The organism is Streptomyces sp. NPDC031274, from assembly GCF_055570235.1.
Genome location: NZ_JBVIHP010000006.1, coordinates 1 through 17,731, shown reverse-complemented (window position 1 = coordinate 17,731; position 17,731 = coordinate 1). Strand labels below are relative to the sequence as shown.

Sequence of the window (17,731 nt, the reverse complement as noted above, 5' to 3'; positions counted from 1 at the left end):
GCGGGTCCGGCGGCTGGAGGGCGGCAGGTCATCCCTTCACCGCGCCTCCCAACGCGAAGCCGCCGCCCAGGCGGCGCGAGATGAGGACGTACAGGAGGATCACCGGCGTCGAGTAGATGATCGAGAACGCCGCCAACTGCCCGTAGACGACCGTGCCCTTGTTGCCGAAGAAGTCATTGATGCTCACCGACGCGGGCATCTGCTCCGGCGAGAGCAGGAGCATGAACGGGACGAAGAAGTTGCCCCACATCATCACGAAGGAGAAGACCGTCACCACCGCGACCCCCGGGCCCATCAGGGGGAGCACGATCCGCAGCAGGGACTGGAACGACGACGCGCCGTCCGTCCACGCCGCCTCCTCCAACTCCTTGGGGACCCCGTCCATGAAGTTCTTCATCAGCCAGATGGCGAAGGGCAGTTGGGACGCGGCGAAGAAGAAGATCGTGCCCTGCATCGTGTCGATCAGGTCGACCTGGACGAACAGCGCGTACACCGGGACCATGATCGCGGTGATCGGCAGGCTCGTCGCGAAGAGGATCGTCAGCATGAAGGGGCGGTTCAGGCGGGACTTGAAGCGGGAGAGCGGGTACGCGGCGAGCGCCGCGCAGACCACCGTCAGGAGGGTGCCGCCGCCGCACAGGAGCAGGCTGTTGAGGAGGGGCGTGAAGGTGATCTCGGGGGTCAGGACCGCGTCGTAGTTGTCCAGGGTGATGCCGTCGGGGATCTTCACCTTGAGGTCGGCCTTGGTGTCGAGCGACGACAGGATCACCCAGGCCAGGGGGAGTACGAACGAGGCCGCGACCACGAGGAGCCCCGCGTCCGCCGCGATACGGCGGCCGGTGCGGCGCGAACTGAGGCTCCGAGCAGGTGACTTGACGGTGTTGGCGGACACTCAGACCTCCGTGCGGAGCAGGCGCATATAGACGAGGGAGAAGAGTGAGCCGACGACCAGGAGCAGAAGCGCCACCGCGGTGCCGTACCCGATCATGCTCTTCTGGAAGGCCTGTTCGTACATGAACAGGGGGAGGGTCTGGCTGCGGTTTCCCGGACCGCCTCGCGTCATCACCCAGATCAGACCGAAGACGGAGAGGGTCTGGAGGGTGTTCAGCATCAGGTTCGTGCCGATGGAGCGGCGGATCATCGGGAGCGTGATGTGCCACATGCGGCGCCAGCCGCCCGCGCCGTCCACCTCGGCCGCCTCGGTGATCTCCTTGGGGATCTCGTTCAGGGCCGCCGAGTAGACCAGCATCGAGAACGCCGTCCCCCGCCATACGTTGGCGAACGACACCGCCAGGATCGGCAGCGTGTACATCCAGTTCTGGGACGGGAGATGAAGGAAGTCGAGGACCGCGTTGAGCGTGCCCTCGCGGCGGAAGAACGCGTACAGGAGGAAGGCCGCCACCACCTCGGGCAGCACCCACGCCGTGATCACGATCGCGCCGGTGAGCGTGCGGACCGGCTTCGACGCCCGCTGCATCAGGGACGCGAGCGCGAGGCCGATGGTGTTCTGCCCGATGAGGGACGAGACGACCGTGAAGACCAGGGTCAGCCACACCGCGTTGAGGAACGCCTCGTCGCCGAAGGCCTTACGGAAGTTGTCGAACCCGACGAAGCTCGACTCCGCCTGGCCGGTGAGCTGGAGGTCGGTGAAGGCGATGTAGGCGCAGTAGCCGATCGGTCCCGCGAGGAAGAGGAGGAGCAGGACGACGGCGGGGGACACGGGCAGCGCGCGGGTCAGGGCCCGGCCCGTCAGCTTGCCGCGGGACGGGGGCCGCGCGGGGCGCGGGGCGCCCGGATCCGGTGCGATCTTGGCGATGTCGCCGGGCCCGGCGGGGGGTGCGGTGGTCACCTCGGGACACTCACTTCCCTTGCGTAGGGATCCGCAGGCGGGGGATCCCTTGCGTACGGATCCTTCGCATGCGGATCTCTTGCATGCGGATCTCTTGCGTACGGACGGCTGTCCGCGCGGGCGGTGCGTGCGGACAGCCGCCCGCACGCACCTCTCCACGTACCGGCGTCGGCTACTTCTCGACGACCTTGCCGTCCGCCGCCGCCTTGACCTCGTCGTCGTATCCGCTGGCCGCGTCGGCCACGGAGCCGTCGCCCGTCGTGACCTTCTCCATGGCCTCCTGCACCGCGGTGGAGACCTTCGGGTACGCCGGGTACGCCGGGCGGTAGTTCGTCGAGGGCACCAGGTCGGTGAAGAACTTCAGACCGGGCTGCGCCTTGAGGTACGCGGGGTCGGCCGCCACGTCCTTGCGGACCGCGATGCCCGAGTTCGCCACGTACCACTTCTGGGCGTTGGCCTTGGTCTGCATCGTCTCGATGAACCGGAAGGCCAGGTCGGGGTTGGAGGCCTTGGACGGGATCGCCCAGGTCCAGCCGCCGGACATGCTCACCTTGCCGGGGGCCTCGCCGTCCTGGGTCGGCATGTGCGCCAGGCCCAGCTTCTTCGACCACTCGGGCCACTCGTGACCCGCGCCCTTGCCCCAGTCCTGCGGCAGCCAGGAGCCGTCGAGGTTGATGCCGAGCTTGTCCTCGGGGAGGAGTTCGCCGCGGACCCGGGTGGCGAAGTTCGGGTCGAGGGCGTCGGTGACGTCAGGGCCGAGCTTCTCCTTGTAGACCGTCTCGACGAACTCCAGGGAGTCCTTGAAACCCTGGCTGCCGGTGACCCACTTCTTGGACTTGGGGTCGTACATCGGGTTCTGCCCCGTGCCGTACAGGAGCATCTCCATGCCCTGCATGGTGGCCGCCTCACCGGCGGGCTTGCCCGTGTAGACGTTCAGGGGCGTGACGCCAGGGACCTTCTTCTTGATGGTCCGCGCCGTCCGCAGGATGTCGTCCCACGACTTCGGCTGCCAGTTCGCGGGCAGCCCGGCCTTCTTGAAGATGCCCTTGCTGAACCAGAGGCCGCGCGTGTCGGTGCCGTCCGGGACGCCGTACGTCTTGCCGTCCGCCGCCTTCGCCGCCGTCTTGGACGTGGAGATGAACTGGTCCCAGTCCTTCCACTTGTTCAGATAGGGATCGAGCGGCTTCAGGTAGCCGCTGGTGATGTCCGAGTTGATGAGGAAGGTGTCCTCGTAGACCAGGTCGGGCGCGGTCTTCGGGGAGCGCATCATCTGCTGCAGCTTGGTGTAGTACTCGGAGTCCGGCGCCTTGATCGGCACCAGCTTCACCTTCTTGCCGGGGTTCTCCTTCTCGAACTGCTTCTTGATGTCCGCCAGATAGGTGTCCATGACCTTGATCTGGTTGTCCGTGGACTGCTTGAAGGAGATCTTCACGGTGTCCGGATCATCGCCGGAGCCCCCGCCGCACGCGGTGAGCGTGCCGGCGGCGACCAGGGCGGTGGCGAGGAGCAGCGGGGTGGTGGGACGCACGGGCACGACCTCCTACTGGCCGACGCGGCTGGGTTACCACGCAGGGGGCAACGCGGGGCTGCCCGGTGAACGTAAGGGCGGGCTCGGAGCAAGGTCAATGCCCGTGCAACGCCCCTTGTCATCAACGTGACAACGTTGTTATTGGAGGCGGCGTCCGGGCGTTACCCATGAGTCTGCGGGCTGCTAATCGGCTTATAGGGGCGGGAAGTTGAAGCGTCAGGTGGCCGACGCGAGCCAGCGGTACACGTACTCGGGGCGGCCCACGTGGCCGTACTGCGGCGTGCGCGACGCGCGACCCGTGGTGACCAGGTGCTCCAGGTAGCGGCGCGCGGTGATACGGGAGATGCCCACGGTCTCGGCGGCGACCGCGGCGGTGACGCCCTCGGGGGGCGCGTCGCGCAGGGTGCGGGTCACCCTCTCCAGGGTCGGGCCGCTGAGCCCTTTGGGCAGGGCGGCGGGGCTCGGCGCGCGCAGGGTGGCCAGGGCGCGGTCCACCTCGTCCTGGCCGGTGGCCTCGCCCGCCGCGGTGCGGAACTCGGCATAGCGGGTGAGGCGGTCGCGGAGGGTGGCGAAAGTGAAGGGCTTCAGTACGTACTGGACGACGCCGAGGGAGACTCCCTCGCGTACGACCGTGAGATCGCGGGCCGACGTGACGGCGATGACGTCCGCGCGGTGGCCCGCGGCCCGCAGGGTGCGGGCCAGTTGGAGGCCGTGGCCGTCGGGAAGGTGGAGGTCAAGGAGGAGCAGGTCCACCTCTGTGCGGTCCAGGGCGCGTTTCGCCTCGGCGGCGCTGTGCGCCTTGCCCACGGCGTGGAAGCCGGGGATGCGGTTCACGTAGAGGACGTGGGCGTCGGCCGCGACAGGGTCGTCCTCGACGACCAGAACCCGGATCGGCTCGGTCACTTGGTGCCTCCGTTTGCTGCGTCCGGTGTACTGGACGCCTCGTCATCGGCACCCGGCGTCGAGGGTTGTGCACCTGGCATCGAGGGGTGTGCTCCCGGTGCCGAGGATTGTGCATCCGTCATTGACGGGTGTGCACCCGGCGTCGAGGGTTGTGCACCCGGCGTCGAGGGGGGTGCACCCGGCATCGACGGTTCCGCCCGTCTGTTCCGTTGCCCGGAACGCCTGCCCGCGACAGGAGCGGCCGAGTTCAGGCGGACTTCGAACTCGGCGCCTCCCTCCGGCGAATCCCGCACGGTCAGTGTCCCCTCATGCTTCGTCACCGTCTGGTGGACCAGGGCCAGGCCGAGGCCGCGCCCCGCCGTGGCCTTCGTCGACCAGCCGCGCTGGAAGACCGCCTCCGTGTGGGCGGGGTCGACGCCGGAGCCCGTGTCCGACACCCGCAGCGTCAGCCCCGCCTCGTCCGCGTGTGCCGTCACCGTCACGCGGGCCGCGGGCGAGCCCTGGGCCGCGTCCACCGCGTTGTCGATCAGGTTGCCGAGGACCGTCACCAGGTCGCGCGCGGGCAGGTCGGCGGGCAGCATGCCGTCGTCGATGCTGCTGTCGGGGGAGACGACGAGCTCCACGCCGTGTTCGTTCGCCTGGGCCGCCTTGCCCAGGAGCAGGGCCGCAAGGACCGGCTCGCTCACCGCCGCGACCACCTGGTCCGTCAGCGTCTGGGCGAGCTCCAGCTCGGCGGTGGCGAAGTCCACCGCCTCGTCGGCGCGGCCCAGCTCGATGAGGGAGACCACCGTGTGGAGGCGGTTCGCCGCCTCGTGGGCCTGCGAGCGCAGGGCGCGGGTGAAGCCACGCTCCGAGTCCAGCTCACCGGTGAGGGCCTGGAGCTCCGTGTGATCCCGCAGGGTGACCACCGTGCCGCGGCGCTCACCGCTCGACACGGGGGATGTGTTGACCACGACCACCCGGTCCGCCGTCAGGTGCAGCTCGTCCACCCGGGGCTCGGCCGCGAGCAGCGCGCCCGTCAGCGGCGCCGGCAGGCCCAGCTCGGCGACGTTGCGGCCGACCAGGTCGCCCGATACGCCGAGCAGCTCGCGCCCTCCGTCGTTGATGAGGGCGATGCGCCGCTGCCCGTCCAGCATCAGGAGCCCCTCGCGCACCGCGTGCAGCGCCGCCTCGTGGTAGTCGTGCATGCGGCTCAGCTCGGCGGCGTTCATGCCGTGGGTGTGGCGGCGCAGGCGGGCGTTGATGACGTACGTGCCGAGGCCGCCGAGCGCGAGCGCGCCCGCCGCGACGCCGAGCAGGGTGAGCAGCTGTTCGCGCGCCGTCTGGCTGATCACCTCGATGGTGATGCCCGCGCTGACCAGACCGGTGATGCGGCCGCTGCCGTCGTCGGCCAGGATCGGGGTGACCACGCGCACGGACGGGCCCAGCGTCCCCGTGTACGTCTCGGTGAAGGTCCGGCCTCGCAGGGCCTCTGCCCGGTGGCCGAGGAAGCGCTCGCCGATCTGGTCCTTGTCGGGGTGCGTCCAGCGGATGCCGTCCGGGTCCATGATCGTGACGAAGTCGACCCCGGTGTGCCGCAGCACGTCGGTCGCGTACGGCTGGAGGGTCTTCGTCGGATTTCGGCCACGTACGGCCTCACGTACCGAAGGGGAGTCCGCGACCGCCCGCGCCGCCGCCGTGGCCTGGCGGCGCGCGCCCTCCTCGGCCTGGTGCCGGTCGCTCAGGAACGTGAACAGGGCGCACCCGGCCACCACGAAGGTGACGAGCACGATCTGCATCGCGAAGAGCTGACCGGCGAGGCTGCGGGGCCGGGGCGGGCGGGCGAGGGACATGGTGCCCAGTCTGCCTCGCTCTATAAGTACGAACTAAATGAACGTAAGGGTGACCGCCCTCACAGGGCGAGAGATAGTCACCCGAGATTCGCCTGCCCAGGACGTGAGCCGCACGCACTGGCCGAAAACGCCGACGTAGTCGTTCAAGGAGGGCCCTCGTGGCCGACACCACCGACAGCCAGGTGGCACCTGCGCCCGCAGCCAAGCGGGACCGCACCCACTACCTGTACATCGCAGTCATCATCGCCGTGGTCTTCGGTATCGGTGTCGGACTGCTCTTCCCCGACTTCGCCAAGGAGCTCAAGCCGCTCGGCACCGGCTTCGTGAACCTGATCAAGATGATGATCTCGCCCATCATCTTCTGCACGATCGTCCTGGGCGTCGGCTCGGTCCGCAAGGCCGCCAAGGTCGGCAAGGTCGGTGGTCTGGCGCTCGGCTACTTCGTCGCGATGTCGGCCGTCGCGCTCGCCATCGGACTGGTCGTCGGCAACATCCTGCACCCGGGCTCGGGCATGGACATCTCCGACTCCGAGAAGGGCGCGGGCCACGACGCCGCCGAGGAGGCGGACAAGGGGCTCGTCGACTTCGCGCTCGGCATCATCCCGAAGACGATCGTCTCCGCCTTCACCCAGGGTGAGGTGCTCCAGACGCTGCTCGTCGCGCTGCTCGTGGGCTTCGCGCTGCAGGCCATGGGCCGCTCCGGGGAGCCGATCCTGCGGGGCATCGGGCACATCCAGCGGCTGGTCTTCCGCGTGCTCGGCATGATCATGTGGGCCGCCCCGGTCGGCGCGTTCGGCGCGATGGCGGCGGTGGTCGGCGAGACCGGCGTGGACGCCCTGAAGGCCCTTGCCACGATCATGATCGGGTTCTACGTCACCTGCGCCCTGTTCATCGTGCTCGTGCTCGGCACGCTGCTGCGCCTGGTGACCGGCGTCAACCTCTTCAAGCTCCTGAAATACCTGGGCCGCGAGTTCCTGCTCATCCTGTCCACCTCCTCGTCCGAGTCCGCGCTTCCGCGGCTCATCGCGAAGATGGAACACCTGGGCGTCAGCCGCCCGGTCGTCGGCATCACCGTCCCGACGGGCTACTCCTTCAACCTCGACGGCACGATGATCTACCTGACCATGTCGTCGCTCTTCATCGCCGAGGCGATGGACCAGCCGCTCGGCGTCGGCGAGCAGATCTCCCTGCTCCTGTTCATGATGATCGCGTCCAAGGGCGCGGCGGGTGTCTCCGGTTCCGGCATCGCGGTCCTCGCGAGTGGTCTGCAGTCGCACAAGCCGGGCCTGGTGGATGGCGTCGGCCTGATCATCGGCGTCGACCGCTTCATGAGCGAGGCCCGCGCCCTGACCAACTTCGCGGGCAACGCGGTGGCGACGCTCCTGATCGGTACGTGGACCAAGGAGGTCGACCGGCAGCGGGTCGACGACGTCCTCGCGGGACGGCTGCCGTTCGACGAGAAGACGCTGCTCGACGACGGCGAGTCCGAGCTCGAGCCCGCGTCCGGCAGCGCGGACGCGGTCCCGTCGCAGCCTGAGGGCAGCGAGAAGAAGTCCCTGACGGCTTCCTGACTACTCCTGACGGCTCCTGACGGCTCAGCGTCGTCGGTCACCGACCGGGTGGCCTGTAAGGCGGGCAGGTCCGCCGCGATCAGCAACGTGATCGCGCCGGACCTGCCCGCCTTTTCGGTTTGTACGACACCGCTTCGCCTTAGAGTGAGACGGTGACCTCCATGCCGGAAAAACCGTCGCCACGGATCAGCGAGGGCGTCCGCGACGCAGCGGTGCGGCGCCTGCAGGAGGCGTACGCCGAAGGGCACATCGCGCACGAGGAGATGGACGAACGCCTCCACCGGGCGCTGACCGCCGAGGCGCACAGCGAGCTGGAGTCGGCTCTGGACTCGCTTCCCGCACAGGACGCGGGCACCACGTCCACGATCGCCGCGGCCGGAGGACGGATCCACCGGCGCGGCGCCTGGCGGGTGTCCCGGCACCTCAAGGTCGAGTCCGCGTTCGGAAGGGTGAACCTGGATCTGTCCCGGGCGGTCCTCGAACACCCGGTGATCGACATCGAGTTGCAGCTCGGCACCGGCAGGGCCAGGATCACGGTGCCTCGCGACGCGAGTGTCGACGTCGAGGGTCTGAACACCGGGTGGAAGGATTTCGACTACAAGCCCGGACGGCACTCCCGACCCGGCGGGCCGACGATCAGGATCTCCGGGGCCATGGGCTTCGGAAAGCTGAAGATCCGCCACGCACGCCGAGTCACCGGCACGGACAGGTGACGTTCGCCGAGGGCGCGTTGCCGATGCCGGGTGTGGTGGAGGCATTCTGCGGGCGGGTGCGGCGTGCGCTGGGTGAGGGTGCGTTGGGTGAGGATTCCGCCATCTAGGTGGGCCCGTGCGCAAACTGTTGACTGTTATTCAAACCTGCCAGTAACTTCAGCGTTGTACCACTGAGAACCGCCAAAAGTCGCTGAAGCCTGCCCAAAACACCCCCACAGTAAGGCCGTTGGCGCTCGTGGCCTGTTAGCTCCTCTCCGGGACTGCCCCCCACCGGGTTCACCGGATTTCACCGGACTCATCGGATTCAAAGGAGACTCCAGATGGCGATCCGCACCCGTGCCCTGCGTCTGGCGGCAGCCCTCGCCGCCGTCGCGACCGCCACCCTCGGCCTGGCCGCCGCGCCCGCCCAGGCAACCGGCAGTGACCCGCTCGACTACGTCGCCCTCGGCGACAGCTACAGCGCCGGATCCGGCGTCCTGCCCCTCGACCTGACCGCGCCGCTCCTCTGTGCGCGCTCGACGGCCAACTACCCGCACGTCGTGGCCAAGCGCACCGGCGCCAAGCTCAAGGACGTGACCTGCGGCGGGGCCCAGACCAAGGACTTCGCCGGGTCGCAGTACCCCGGTGTCGCCCCGCAGCTCGACGCCGTCACCGCCGACACCGATCTCGTGACGCTGACCATCGGCGGCAACGACAACAGCACCTTCATCAGCGCGATCCTCGCCTGCGGCAGCGCCGGCGTGCTCTCCGGCGGCAAGGGCAGCCCCTGCAAGGACGCCAACGGGGACAAGTTCACCAAGGAGATCGACGCCAGTACGTACCCGGCGCTGAAGACCGCCCTGCGAGCGGTGAAGGCCAAGGCCCCGCACGCGCGCGTCGGCGTCCTCGGCTACCCGTGGATCGTCCCGGCCGAGGCCGACCCCACGTGCTTCGCCAAGATGCCGATCGCCACGGGGGACGTCCCCTATCTGCGGGACCTCCAGACGCACTTGAACAAGGCCGTGCAGCGCGCCGCGTCCGAGACGGGTGCCACGTACGTCGACATGGCCGCCGCGTCGGAGGGCCACGACGCCTGCAAGCCGCTGGGCACCCGCTGGATCGAGCCCGTGCTGTTCGGTACGAACTTCGTCCCGGTCCACCCGAACGCCCTCGGCGAGTCCGGGATGGCCGACCAGGCCATCGGCGTGCTGAAGCTGGGCTGACAGGACCCGCCACGCGAGGCCCGTCACGCGAGGCTCGCCACCCCGCGCATGCTGGAGGACGCCCGTTGCGCTGGCCTTGACGCCTGCGTCAAGGATTACCGTCGTACGCATGCGCATCGGCGAACTTGCGGAGCGGGCCGGCACCACCACGCGGACCCTTCGGTACTACGAGTCACGGGGGCTGCTGCCCGCTCGTCGCAGTGGAGGGGGGTCCCCCCTGCTCCTTAAGAGCTTGGGGGAGGATACCGCACCTACGACGAGGACGACGTACGCCTCCTCGAGCAGATCAGGACCTTGCAGGACTTCGGGTTCGATCTGGAGGAGACGCGGCCGTTCGTGGAGTGCCTGCGGTCGGGGCATCCGGCGGGCGACTCCTGCCCCGCGTCACTCGACGTCTACCGCCGCAAACTCAGTGAACTCGACTCGCTGATCGGCGAGTTGAGCGCGGTGCGCGAACAGGTGGGTGCGCAGCTCGTGCGCGCCGAGGCGGCGGTTCCGGGAGGCCCGGACCCGCAGTGCGAGCTGACGGCTGACGGGCTGACGAACCGACGGGCTCAGGGAGAGGGAGCGTAAGCATGTCGATGGTCAAGGCGGACGGTGTGGCCGAGGTGACGGACGCGGACTTCGAGGGGGAGGTGCTCAAGGCGGAACGGCCGGTGCTCGTGGAGTTCGGAGCGGAGTGGTGCGGCCCGTGCCGCCAGCTCGCGCCGGTGCTCGGCGAGATCGCGCGCGAGGAGGCGGACCGGCTGAAGATCGTGCAGGTGGACGTGGACCACAGTCCGCGGACCGCGATCGCGTACAACATTCTCTCCGTGCCGTCCCTGCTGGTGTTCCGGGGCGGTGAGCCGGTGAAGTCCATGGTCGGCGCGCGCCCCAAGCGCAAGCTGCTCGCCGAGCTCGCCGAGGCCGATGTGCTCTGACGGAGACGCTCTGACAGGGGTGCTCTGACAGAGGCGCTCCCACAGAGGCGTTCCGCCACACACGGTCACACGCGGGCAGAAAGAGAAATGCCCCGGACGAATTGACGTCCGGGGCATTTCTTCGCGTATATTAGATCCTTTCGCGACTCCCGACCCATTAGGGCAGGGCGGAATCGCGAGAATCTGTATACGAGCACTGTAACTGGCGAGGGGCTGAATTGTCAACCGAGGAATTGCGGGAAGAGCAGCAATTCGTCTCCGGGCTGTACGCGCGCCTCGACGCGCTGCGCGAGGAGGCGCAGGCCGCCGTGCGGGCATCGTTGTCGCAGGTCGGCAACGGTCTGCAGGCCAGGCTTGAGCGTGACGTCCTGGTGGCCGAGCGGTCCGGACTGCTGGCCGCCTTCGACGCGGGCGAGAACGGGCTCTGCTTCGGCAGGCTCGAATTCCGCGACGGCCGTGATCACCACATCGGGCGTATCGGAATCCGTGCGTCCGACATCGAACGCACCCCACTCGTGATCGATTGGCGTGCCGATGTCGCACGCCCCTTCTATCTCGCGACCGGCCATACGCCGATGGGGCTCCGCAGGCGCAGGCACATCACCACAGAGGGCCGCGACGTCACGGCCCTGCACGACGAGATCCTCGATCTCGGCGACACCACCCGCACCGGGCACGAGGGCGCGGACGCCGACGAGGTGCTCCTCGCCGCGCTCGACTCGGCCCGCACCGGGCGCATGCACGACATCGTGCAGACCATCCAGGCCGAGCAGGACCGCATCATCCGCGCCCCGCACCAGGGCGTCCTCGTCGTCGAGGGCGGCCCCGGCACCGGCAAGACCGTCGTGGCGCTGCACCGCGCCGCGTTCCTCCTCTACGCCCACCGCCAGCTGCTCGCCAAGCGCGCGGTCCTGATCGTCGGCCCGAACCCCGCCTTCCTCGGCTACATCAGCGAGGTCCTGCCCGCGCTCGGTGAGACGGGCGTCCTCCTCTCGACCGTCGGCGAGCTGTTCCCCGGCGTCAGCGCCACCGGCACCGACACCCCCGAGGCCGCGGAGCTGAAGGGGCGCGCCGAGATGGCGGACGTGCTCGCCGCCGCCCTGCGCGACCGGCAGCAGACCCCCGAGCCCGGCGCCCCGCTGATCATCGAGCACGACGACGGCGACCTCGTCCTGGACTGGACGATCGCGCAGGAAGCGCGCGAGGCCGCCCGTGAGGCGGACGTCCCGCACAACCTCGGCCGACCGCACTTCGCCTTCCGCGTCATCGACATGCTCACCGAGCAACTGGCCGAGCGGCTCGGCGCCGACCCGTACGGCGGCCCGAACTTCCTCGGCCCCGACGACATCGCCCAGCTCGGCAAGGCGATCGCCGCGAGCCCCGAAGTGCACGCGGCCATCGAGGAGTTGTGGCCGCAGCTCACCCCTCAGGGCTTCCTGGCGGACTTCCTGGAAGAGCCGACGCATCTGCCGGACGAGGACGCCGAGCTCATCCGGCGTCCGCGCGGGGGTGACTGGACGGCCTCCGACGTCCCGCTGCTCGACGAGGCCGCCGAGCTGCTCGGCAGCGACGACAGCGCGGCTAAGGCGATGGCGGAGGCCGAGCGGGCCAAGCAGATCGCCTACGCGCAGGGCGTCCTCGACGTCTCGTACGCCTCACGTACGTACGAGTTCGAGGACAAGGACGACGAGGAATCAGAGGTCCTGCTCGCGCACGACATCATCGACGCCGAGCGCATGGCCGAGCGCCAGGAGGAGGCCGACCACCGCAGTGCCGCCGAGCGCGCGGCGGCGGACCGGACCTGGGCGTTCGGGCACATCATCGTGGACGAGGCGCAGGAACTCTCCGCCATGGCCTGGCGGCTGCTCATGCGGCGCTGTCCGACGCGTTCGATGACGCTGGTCGGCGACCCCGCGCAGACGGCGGAGGCCGGCGGCTGCGGCACCTGGGAGACGATCCTCTCCCCGTACGTCGAGGACCGCTGGGAGTACACACGGCTCGGCGTCAACTACCGCACGCCGGTGGAGATCATGGACGTCGCCGCCGAGGTGCCCCGCGTCGAGCACCCCGACTTCCGGCCGCCGAGCTCGGTGCGGTCCACGGGCGTGTTCCCCTGGGCGCACCGCACCGATGACCTCGCCGCGGCCGTGGCCGACACGGTGGCGGCCGAGACACGGGACGATGGCCGCCTCGCGGTGATCGCCCCGCGCGAGCTGCATGAGGAGCTCGCCCCCAAGCTCCCCGGTGTGACGGCCGGGGAGGCCCCGGACCTGACGCGGCCGGTCGTGCTGATCGACCCGCGTCAGGCGAAGGGCCTGGAGTTCGACACGGTCCTGGTCGTGGAGCCGGGCCGCTACGGCACGAGCGACCTCTACGTGGCCCTGACCCGGGCCACGCAGCGGCTCGGCATCCTGCACGCGCAGGATCTTCCGGTGGCGCTCAAGCAGGTCGAAGCCACACCGTGGCCAGCGGCGGCAGGGTGAGGCGCAGGGACGCGGGGCGGCCGTGCGACGCCACCGGTTCGGTCTTGATCGGGTCCGGGTTGGTGACGTCGCCGCCGCCGTAGCGGGCCGCGTCCGTGTTCAGGACCTCGCGCCATGCGGTGAACTCACCGGGGACGCCCAGGCGGTACTCGTGCCGCACCACCGGTGAGAAGTGCGAGATGGCGAGGAGCGGTGCGCCGCCCGTGCCGTCGGGGGCCTCGGTGGCGTAGCGCAGGAACGCGAAGACGTTGTCCTCCGCCGCGTCGCCGTCGACCCAGGCGAAGCCGCCGGGGTCCGTGTCGCGCTGCCACAGCGACGGCTCGCGGCGGTAGACGGTGTTCAGGTCGCGCACGAGATCGCGTACGCCTCTGTGGTCGGCCTCGGCCCCGTACGCGGGGTCGAGCAGCCACCAGTCCGGGCCGTGCCCCTCCGCCCACTCGGCGCCCTGGGCGAACTCCTGGCCCATGAAGATGAGCTGCTTGCCGGGGTGGGCCCACATGAAGCCCAGGTAGGCGCGGTGGTTGGCGCGCTGCTGCCACCAGTCGCCGGGCATCTTCGACACCAGGGACCGCTTGCCGTGCACGACCTCGTCGTGCGAGATCGGCAGGACGTAGTTCTCGCTGTACGCGTACACCATCGAGAACGTCATCTCGTTGTGGTGGAACTTGCGGTGCACGGGCTCCTTCGACACGTAGTCGAGCGAGTCGTGCATCCACCCCATGTTCCACTTCAGGCCGAAACCGAGCCCTCCGAAGCCTCCCGGGCCTTCGAGGTGCGTCGCACGGGTCACGCCGTCCCAGGCCGTGGACTCCTCGGCGATCGTGACGACGCCGGGGGCGCGGCGGTAGACGGTGGCGTTCATCTCCTGGAGGAAGGCGACGGCGTCGAGGTTCTCGCGGCCACCGTGCACGTTCGGGGACCACTCGCCGTCCTCGCGCGAGTAGTCGAGGTAGAGCATCGAGGCGACGGCATCGACGCGCAGACCGTCGATGTGGAACTCCTCGCACCAGTAAGTGGCGTTCGCTACAAGGAAGTTGCGCACCTCCTTGCGGCCGTAGTCGAACTCCAGGGTGCCCCAGTCGGGGTGCGCGGCACGGCCCGGATCCTCGTGCTCGTACAGCGTGCGCCCGTCGAACTCCGCGAGCGCCCAGTCGTCGCGCGGGAAGTGCGCGGGCACCCAGTCCATCAGGACGCCGATGCCCGCTCTGTGCAGCGCGTCCACGAGGAACTTGAAGTCGTCGGGCGTGCCGAGGCGGGCCGTCGGCGCGTAGAAACCGGTGACCTGATAGCCCCAGGAGCCACCGAAGGGGTGCTCGGCGACGGGCATCAGCTCGACGTGCGTGAACCCCAGGTCGGCCACATAGGCGGGCAGTTGCTCGGCCAGCTGGCGGTACGTCAGGCCCGGTCGCCAGGACGCCAGATGCACCTCGTACACGGAGAGCGGCGCCTGGTGGACGGGCACCTCCGCTCTGCGCTCGAGCCACTGAGCGTCATGCCAGTCGTGGTGCGACTCGTGCACGATCGAGGAGTTCGCGGGCGGTGTCTCCGTGCGGCGGGCCAGCGGGTCGGCGCGCAGCGTCTTCGAGCCGTCGGGCCGGGTGATCTCGTACTTGTAGAGCTCGCCCTCGCCGACCGACGGGACGAACAGCTCCCATACGCCGCTGCCGCCGAGCGAGCGCATCGGGAACCCGGTGCCGTCCCAGAAGTTGAAGTTCCCCACCACGCGCACACCTTGGGCGTTGGGCGCCCACACCGTGAAACGCGTCCCTGTCGCCCCCTCGTGCACCATCGGGCGCGACCCGAGCGCCTTCCACAGCTGCTCGTGCCGGCCCTCGCCGATCAGATGCAGGTCGAACTCGCCGAGCGAGGGCAGGAACCGGTACGCGTCGTGGATCTCCAGTTCGGCCTCCTCGTACGCGACGTGCAGCCGGTAGTCCTCGGGGATCTCCCGCAGCGGAACCACCCCGGAGAAGAACCCGTCCCCGTCGTGCTTCAGCTCGGCCCGCAGATCCTTGGCGACGACGGTGACGGAGCGCGCGTACGGCCGCAGTGCGCGGAAGGCGATGCCGTCGGGGACGGCGTGGGCGCCGAGCACTCCGTGCGGGTCGTGGTGCGTGCCCGCGAGGAGGCGGGCACGGTCGGCCGGGGGGACGGGAGACGTGGGGCTGCCGGTCTTCCCCTGCTTCTGCCGGGTCTGGCGGGGCGCCTCCGGCGTCCGTCCGGCGGGCTCCGGCTTTCGCCTGCCCTTCTTGCTGGCCTCGGCGGACGGTTTGCGCGGCTGCGGGCGGGGGGTCACAGGAGGCGTCTCCTCGGAGATGGTGGGTCAGTGGGTATCGGGCGCCGGCCCGTTGGTGGCGGGGCCGTTCGTGGCGAGCCGCTTGATCGCGGAGAGGGGTACAGGGAGCCAGTCGGGGCGGTGGCGGGCCTCGTAGAGGACTTCGTAGACCGCCTTGTCCGTCTCGTAGGCACGCAGCAGGACCGGGTCCGTACGCGGATCACGGCCGGAGACCTCCGCGTACCCCGTGCAGTACGCCGCCCGGCAGTCGCCCGCCCACTTGGGCGCCCAGGGTTCGTGCGAGCGCGCCGCGTAGTCGAAGGAACGCAGCATGCCCGCCACGTCCCGCACCGCCGGCTGCGGCATCCTGCGCTCGGACAGCGAGCGTGAGGGCTCACCCTCGAAGTCGATGAGCGACCACTCCCCGGCGGGCGAGCGCAGGCACTGCCCCAGGTGCAGATCCCCGTGGATGCGCTGGGCCGTCCAGGTCGCCTCTCCCCGCCCCAGGTCGGCGAGCGCCTCGAAGGTCGTGTGCAGGGCGGGGGCGTACGGAAGGAGGGCGGGCACCGCCTTGGCCGCCGCGTCGAGACGGTCGGCCATGCCCCCGGCGATCAACTCCACCTGGGCACGGCCGAGGGTGACGGTGGGCAGCGCGCGGGCGAGTGCCAGATGCACCTCGGCCGTCGCGCGGCCGAGCGCTCTCGCCTCACCGCTGAAGTCCCGGTCGGCCGCGAGCTCCCGCAGGGCGAGCTCCCAGCCGTCGGCCGTGCCCTTCAAGTAGGGCTGGAGCACACCGAGGACGTTCGCCTCGTCCCCGACGTCCGCCAGGAACCAGGCGGCGGGGGCCGGTACCTGCGTACACCGCTCGCGGGCCAGCATCAGGGGCAGCTCCAGGTCGGGATTGACTCCGGGCACGATGCGGCGGAACAGCTTCAGGATGAACGTGTCCCCGTACACGAGCGAGGAGTTGGACTGCTCGGTGGCCAGAACCCGCGGTGCGAGGTCTTCGCCTATGTTCTTGCGCGGGTCGCGCTCGAAGCGCAGTTTGCCGACGCGCGCCTGCATCCGCAGCGCCTCCAACAGGAACCCGGACATGCGTGCGTCGTGCAGCGCTTCGTAGACCGTGAATCCGGCGAGCGGCCCCTGTGCCACATGCCCGATGAGCGCGGGAGCGAGCCGTGGCGGCAGTTCGCGCCGTACGCCGAGGAGGAGTTGGTAGCAGTCGGCGAGCAGCGGGGGCTCGCCGCCGACCTGCCCCGGTACCTGTGGCTGGCGTACCTGAATGAGCAGGTGCAGGAGGCCCAACTCTGATGTGGGCGGCAGGAGTTCGGTCGCTGAGATCAGCGTGAAGTCGGTGATGGGGCGGCCTTTGCCCGCGAACCATCGCTGTCGTGGCAGCCACGCGCGCAGCAGCGGATCGAGCGAGGCGAGCAGCGCGTCCGCGGTGATGCCCGGGCGGGTGACGGCTTCCGACATGGCGTCGCGTCCTTTCCGCGGTGCGGACAGGGGTGAGTGCGGGAGTGCCGGTCGTGCGGGAGAGTTCCCAGGGCGGGGCGGTGGAAACCGCCCCGCGCAGGAGTAGCAGGGGTGGAGCCTACGCCGGATCCTTGCGCAGTCGGAACCAGTAGAAGCCATGTCCGGCCAGGGTCAGCAGGTAGGGCAGCTCGCCGATGGCCGGGAAGCGCACCCCGCCGATCAGCTCGACCGGGTGGCGGCCGTTGAAGGTCTGGAGGTCGAGTTCGGTGGGCTGGGCGAAGCGCGAGAAGTTGTGGACGCACAGGACGAGGTCGTCTTTGTACTCGCGCAGGAACGCGATGACGGCCGGGTTGGAGGAGGGGAGTTCGGTGTAGGAGCCGAGGCCGAAGGCGGGGTTCTGTTTGCGGATCTCGATCATCCTGCGGGTCCAGTGCAGGAGGGAGGAGGGCGATGACATGGAGGCTTCGACGTTGGTGACCTGGTAGCCGTAGACGGGGTCCATGATCGTGGGGAGGTAGAGGCGTCCGGGGTCGCAGGAGGAGAAGCCGGCGTTGCGGTCGGGGGTCCATTGCATGGGGGTGCGGACGGCGTCGCGGTCGCCGAGCCAGATGTTGTCGCCCATGCCGATTTCGTCGCCGTAGTAGAGGATCGGTGATCCGGGCAGGGAGAGCAGGAGTGCGGTGAAGAGTTCGATCTGGTTGCGGTCGTTGTCCAGGAGGGGGGCGAGGCGGCGGCGGATGCCGATGTTGGCGCGCATGCGGGGGTCTTTGGCGTATTCCGCGTACATGTAGTCGCGTTCTTCGTCGGTGACCATTTCGAGGGTGAGTTCGTCGTGGTTGCGCAGGAAGATGCCCCATTGGCAGCCGGCGGGGATGGCGGGGGTTTTGGCGAGGATTTCGGAGACGGGGTAGCGGGATTCGCGGCGTACGGCCATGAAGATGCGGGGCATGACGGGGAAGTGGAAGGCCATGTGGCATTC

The 17,731-nt window shown here is 69.5% G+C and carries 13 protein-coding genes and 1 pseudogene; 6 read left to right on the top strand and 8 right to left on the bottom strand.

The window, feature by feature from the left end:
* Window positions 1–28 precede the first annotated feature (28 nt).
* From ACZ5CR_RS11810 to ACZ5CR_RS11790, 5 genes are all read right to left on the bottom strand, one after another.
* Window positions 29–892, bottom strand: a complete 864-nt coding sequence (locus ACZ5CR_RS11810; protein WP_468856259.1) for a carbohydrate ABC transporter permease — start codon at window positions 890–892, stop codon at window positions 29–31.
* Window positions 893–1,849, bottom strand: a complete 957-nt coding sequence (locus tag ACZ5CR_RS11805; RefSeq protein ID WP_468856258.1) for a carbohydrate ABC transporter permease — start codon at window positions 1,847–1,849, stop codon at window positions 893–895.
* A gap of 172 nt (window positions 1,850–2,021) precedes the next feature.
* Window positions 2,022–3,383, bottom strand: coding sequence for an extracellular solute-binding protein (locus ACZ5CR_RS11800; protein ID WP_468856255.1), 1,362 nt, complete (start codon window positions 3,381–3,383; stop codon window positions 2,022–2,024).
* Window positions 3,384–3,593: 210 nt separating this feature from the next.
* Complete coding sequence (locus ACZ5CR_RS11795; protein ID WP_468856253.1) at window positions 3,594–4,280, bottom strand: response regulator; 687 nt, start codon at window positions 4,278–4,280, stop codon at window positions 3,594–3,596.
* The gene (locus ACZ5CR_RS11790) at window positions 4,277–6,112 is read right to left on the bottom strand and encodes a sensor histidine kinase (protein WP_468856250.1); all 1,836 of its coding nucleotides are present in this window, start codon (window positions 6,110–6,112) and stop codon (window positions 4,277–4,279) included. Before ACZ5CR_RS11790 ends, ACZ5CR_RS11795 begins: the two co-directional genes overlap by 4 nt.
* A gap of 182 nt (window positions 6,113–6,294) precedes the next feature.
* Between ACZ5CR_RS11790 and ACZ5CR_RS11785 the strand changes: the two genes are divergently transcribed.
* The 6 genes and pseudogenes from ACZ5CR_RS11785 to ACZ5CR_RS11760 all read left to right on the top strand — a co-directional run bounded on the left by ACZ5CR_RS11785 (window position 6,295) and on the right by ACZ5CR_RS11760 (window position 13,001).
* Complete coding sequence (locus ACZ5CR_RS11785; RefSeq protein ID WP_468856883.1) at window positions 6,295–7,683, top strand: cation:dicarboxylate symporter family transporter; 1,389 nt, start codon at window positions 6,295–6,297, stop codon at window positions 7,681–7,683.
* A gap of 161 nt (window positions 7,684–7,844) precedes the next feature.
* Window positions 7,845–8,396, top strand: coding sequence for a DUF1707 SHOCT-like domain-containing protein (locus tag ACZ5CR_RS11780; RefSeq protein WP_468856248.1), 552 nt, complete (start codon window positions 7,845–7,847; stop codon window positions 8,394–8,396).
* A gap of 320 nt (window positions 8,397–8,716) precedes the next feature.
* A complete protein-coding gene (locus ACZ5CR_RS11775) occupies window positions 8,717–9,598 on the top strand; it encodes an SGNH/GDSL hydrolase family protein (protein ID WP_468856245.1) in 882 nt (293 codons plus the stop codon).
* Between the two features lie 109 nt (window positions 9,599–9,707).
* Window positions 9,708–10,171: pseudogene (locus tag ACZ5CR_RS11770) on the top strand (MerR family transcriptional regulator).
* A gap of 8 nt (window positions 10,172–10,179) precedes the next feature.
* A complete protein-coding gene (gene trxA / locus ACZ5CR_RS11765) occupies window positions 10,180–10,518 on the top strand; it encodes a thioredoxin (protein WP_468856881.1) in 339 nt (112 codons plus the stop codon).
* A 218-nt stretch (window positions 10,519–10,736) separates the two neighbouring features.
* Window positions 10,737–13,001, top strand: coding sequence for a HelD family protein (locus ACZ5CR_RS11760; protein WP_468856242.1), 2,265 nt, complete (start codon window positions 10,737–10,739; stop codon window positions 12,999–13,001).
* On the opposite strand, the gene glgB is transcribed toward ACZ5CR_RS11760, so the two are convergent.
* The 3 genes from glgB to ACZ5CR_RS11745 form a co-directional block, all read right to left on the bottom strand.
* Window positions 12,958–15,297, bottom strand: a complete 2,340-nt coding sequence (gene glgB, locus ACZ5CR_RS11755) for a 1,4-alpha-glucan branching enzyme (RefSeq protein WP_468856239.1) — start codon at window positions 15,295–15,297, stop codon at window positions 12,958–12,960. The two genes, ACZ5CR_RS11760 and glgB, sit on opposite strands and share 44 nt — an antisense overlap.
* A gap of 27 nt (window positions 15,298–15,324) precedes the next feature.
* On the bottom strand, window positions 15,325–16,752 hold the full coding sequence (locus ACZ5CR_RS11750; RefSeq protein WP_468856236.1) for a maltokinase N-terminal cap-like domain-containing protein: 1,428 nt from the start codon (window positions 16,750–16,752) through the stop codon (window positions 15,325–15,327).
* Window positions 16,753–16,870: 118 nt separating this feature from the next.
* Window positions 16,871–17,731 (bottom strand): alpha-glucosidase C-terminal domain-containing protein (locus ACZ5CR_RS11745; RefSeq protein WP_468856234.1); only part of this gene is annotated, 861 nt, incomplete at its 5' end.